This is a genomic window from Streptomyces sp. NPDC059900, from assembly GCF_050270335.1.
GTDB lineage: Bacteria > Actinomycetota > Actinomycetes > Streptomycetales > Streptomycetaceae > Streptomyces.
The window spans coordinates 1-3,816 of record NZ_JBNNJZ010000702.1; the positions used below are offsets into that span (position 1 = coordinate 1).

The window sequence follows — 3,816 nt, forward strand, 5'->3', positions numbered from 1 at the left end:
GTACTGCCGGGCCGGCGCGGGCGGTGCTGCTGATGTCGATCGAAACACGACAGCACGACGATCCGTACGGAGACAACCTCCATGCTCCGGGCCCCGCCACGGAGAGACCCTCCACAGTGGGCTTCGTGGCCCCACTGCATCATGAGGGGGTGCATACGACCGAGAACCGCTGGCTGCGGCTGCTGTCCGAGGCGCCGTCGCCCGACGAGATCGACGCGCTGCGCCTCGCGCTCGTCGCCGAGGGCCGCTTTGCGGCGGAGGTCGAGGACTCCGCCGCGCACGCCCGCGAGATCCTGCGGCGCATGACACGCCAGCAGCGGGAGTCCGCCGAACTGGCGGCGCTCAACGACCTGGCCCGGCGTCTGGGGGCGCTGACCGCGTCCAGCGGGGTACTGCGGGAAGTGGCCGCGCACGCGCGGCGGCTGCTCTCCGTCGACCTCGCCTACATCATGGTGCTCCACGACGACCGGCGGCTGCGGATCGAGACCGTCGACGGCTCGATGGGCTCGACCCTGCGGGGCATCGAACTCGAACCGGGCGAGGGACTTGGCGGGCTCGTCCTGCTCAGCGGCGCCCCGAGGTCCACCACGTGCTACCGCGAGGACCCGGCCCTCACCCGCACCCCTGCCGTCGACGGGGCCGCGGCGGCCGAGCAGCTCGGCGGGATTCTGGGCGTCCCGATGATCGTCGACGACGAGCCGGTCGGGGTGCTGCTGGCCGCCGACCGCAGCCCGCGCAGGTTCACCGACCGCGAGGTGGAACTGCTCGCCGCCCTGGCGGCCCACGCGGCGGTGGCCCTGCGCAATGCGGCGCTCATCGCGGATCTGCGGGAGGCGAATCTGACGCTGCGGCGCAGCGACTCCCTGCGCCGCACGGAGGCGGAACTGCGCGACCGGCTGACGGACGTGGTGGTGGGCGGGGGCGGCTATCGCGAGGTCGCGAGGACCATCACCGGTGCGACAGGGCTGACCGTGTCGGTCCTGGACGCGCACGGCACCCTGCTCGCCGGGCCGGAATGTGTGCGTCCTGCGCCCTGGACGGGTGACGAGCCGCAGACCCCGCGCCCCTTCCAGAGCGACGGACAGCACGGCGTGGCGCTGCCCGTGGTCGTACGCGGCGGACATGCCGGATCGCTGGTCGCGACCGGGGAGCGGGAATTCGGCGACGAGGACGTACGGCTCCTTTCGATCGGCGCGCTCACCGTGGCACTGGTGGCCGCACTGGAACGCTCGGTCCTGGAGACGCAGTTGCGCACCCGCGGCGAGGTGCTGACCTCGCTGCTCTCCGCGGAAGCCGACGAGGCCGGTGTGCGGCGCCGTGCGCTGGGCGCGGGCATGGACGTGGACTCCATTGCCGCCGTCGCCGTCGTGGAGGCCCGCGACAGCGACCACACGGCCGACCAGATCGCCAGGCTGGCCCAGGAGACATCGGGCTGGAGCGCCCAGCTCGGCGACCACATCACGTTCCTGGTGCCGGGCCTGGACCTGGCCGCGCTCAGAGCGCTGGTGGAGCCGCGCGGTCTTTCCGGCCCGGTGGGCGTGGCCGCGTGCGGGCGCGGTGTCGCGGAGATCCGCCGGGCACACCGCGAGGCACGGCAGACGGCGACGATGCTGCGGGCCCTCGGCCGGCGCGGGGCAGTGGCCGAGCCCGCCGAACTGGGCGCCTACCGTTCCCTGTTCACTCAGGCGGGCACCGACGAGGCCCGCCTGTTCGTCCGCGCGACCGTGGGCCCGCTGCTCGACCACGACCGGGAACGGGGGCGGGGCGGCGACCTGGCGGCCACCGTCGCGGTCTACCTGGCCAACGCCCAGCACCATGCCCGCACCTGCTCGGACCTGCACATCCACGCCAATACGCTCTACCAGCGGCTCAACCGGGCCGACGACCTGCTCGGCGAGGGCTGGCGCGGAGCGGACCGTGCCCTGGACATCCAACTCGCCCTGCGCCTGAACACGTTGGCGGACCGGCTCGGCTGAACGGCTCCGGGCGGCTCAGGCCAGCCCGCCTGCCGCCCGCAGGTTCTGACCGGTGATCCACCGCCCGTCCGGGCCCGCGAGGAACGCGACGACATCGGCCACGTCCGACGGCTGGCCCAACCTGCCAAGGGGCGTCATGCCGATGACCGCCTCAAGGGCTTGCGGAGGGTTGGTGTCGCGCAGCAGATCGGTGTCGGTCGCACCGGGAGAGACGGTGTTGACGGTGATGCCGCGGGGCCCGAGTTCCCGGGCGGCTACGGCCGTCAGCTGCTCGATCGCGCCCTTGCTCGCCGCGTACGGCCCGATGCCCGGAACGGGCCGTACGGTGTTCATCGTCGAGATGTTCACGATCCGGCCGCCGTCGCGCATTTGCCGGGCCGCGTATCGCATGGTCAGGAAGACCGATCTGGCGTTGCCCGCCATCACGCCGTCGAACACCTCCACTTCGGTCCGGGCGAGCGGGGCCGGCGTGAAGGACATCGCCGCATTGTTCACCAGGATGTCCAGGCCGCCTGCCTGCGCCTGAGCGGTCTCCATCAGCCGCTCCGGCCCGTCCGGCTCCTTCAGGTCCAGGCGCACTGCCCGTACCTTGCCGCCGTCCGACCGCACGCCGCGCACGACATCGGCGGCGGCTTCCTCGCTGGTGGCGTAGTTGAAGACCACGTCCGCGCCGTCGCGGCACAAGCGCTCGACGATCGCCCGGCCGATGCCCCGCGATCCCCCGGTGACGACGGCGGCCATACCTTTCAGCACTGTTCCTCCGCACGGGCGAAGCGATGACCTGGAACGGCCGAACGTAGCGGTCCTACTGCTCCTGCATGGATGGTTTCGCCGAGCGCGATACCGACGTTTCACCGCTCCTTGCCCGCGGCCCCTCGCGCAGCACCGCCGCCCCCACTCCGGACGCCACCATCACGATGCCGACGATCCACAGTCCGGTGTCGAGGTCGCCGGTCGCGTCGCGGGCCCACCCCGTCACGTACGGCGCGAGGAAACCCGAAGCGTTGCCCAGGGTGTTGATCAGCGCGATGCCCGCCGCCGCGCCGGCGCTCGTCAGGACCGTGGGCGGGAAGTGCCAGAACACCGGCAGCGCGCAGAAGATCCCGATGGCCGTGACGGTGACCAGGAGCATGACCGTGTACGGCGAATCCACGTACAGGGCGACCGGGATCGTGAGGCCGCCCGCGACGGCCGGTCCCGCCAGGTGCCAGCGCCGCTCCCCCGTACGGTCCGAGTGGCGGCTCCACAGGACCATCGCGATCGCGCCGGCCACGAAGGGGACGGCCACGATGGCGCCGGTCTGCACGAGGCTGAACTCGGTGTCGAAGCGCTCGGAGAATCCGGCGACCATCGTCGGCCCGAAGAACGACAGGGCGTAGAGGCCGTACACGACCCCGAAGTAGATGCCGCCCAGGGCGAGCACCTTGCCGCTGAGCAGGGCACGCCAGGGTGAGCCTTCCGCCGCGGGGGCGAGCTCGGCCCGTTCGGCCTCCAGGGCCAAGGTGAGGGCGCGGCGTTCGTCGGGCGTGAGCCAGGCGGCGTCCTCGGGCCGGTCGGTGAGGTAGAACCAGCAGATCACGCCGAGCACGACGGCCGGCACACCCTCCAGCAGGAACATCACACGCCAGCCCTCGAGTCCCAGGAACCCGTCCAGGTACGTGATGATCGCGGTGGACAGCGGCGCTCCCACCGCGCTGGACAGCGGGATGGCGACCAGGAACACGCCGATCAGCCGCACCCGTTCGGCCCTGGGCAGCCACCAGGTCAAGAACAGCATGATTCCCGGGAAGAAACCGGCCTCCGCGATGCCGAGGAGCACCCGCACCGCGTACAGCTGCCC

At 72.0% G+C, this 3,816-nt stretch carries 3 protein-coding genes; 1 reads left to right on the forward strand and 2 read right to left on the reverse strand.

Translation table 11 applies throughout. The features are described from left to right. The first annotated feature begins 149 nt into the window (after positions 1-149). A complete protein-coding gene (locus ACQKIP_RS42325) occupies positions 150-1,976 on the forward strand; it encodes a helix-turn-helix domain-containing protein (RefSeq protein ID WP_365856371.1) in 1,827 nt (608 codons plus the stop codon). Positions 1,977-1,991: 15 nt separating this feature from the next. Here the strand turns inward: ACQKIP_RS42325 and ACQKIP_RS42330 are convergent, their stop codons facing one another. Together ACQKIP_RS42330 and ACQKIP_RS42335 are read right to left on the reverse strand one after the other, a co-directional pair. Beyond that, entirely contained in the window at positions 1,992-2,717 is a 726-nt protein-coding gene (locus tag ACQKIP_RS42330; protein WP_365857098.1) for an SDR family oxidoreductase, read from the reverse strand. Between the two features lie 64 nt (positions 2,718-2,781). Next, the coding region (locus ACQKIP_RS42335; protein ID WP_427745440.1) for an MFS transporter at positions 2,782-3,816 on the reverse strand (1,035 nt) is incomplete at its 5' end.

Coding starts and splice junctions, on each gene's coding strand:
- ACQKIP_RS42330 (WP_365857098.1), bottom strand. CDS start 2,717: ATGGCCGCCGTCGTCACCGGGGGATCGCGGGGCATCGGCCGGGCGATC.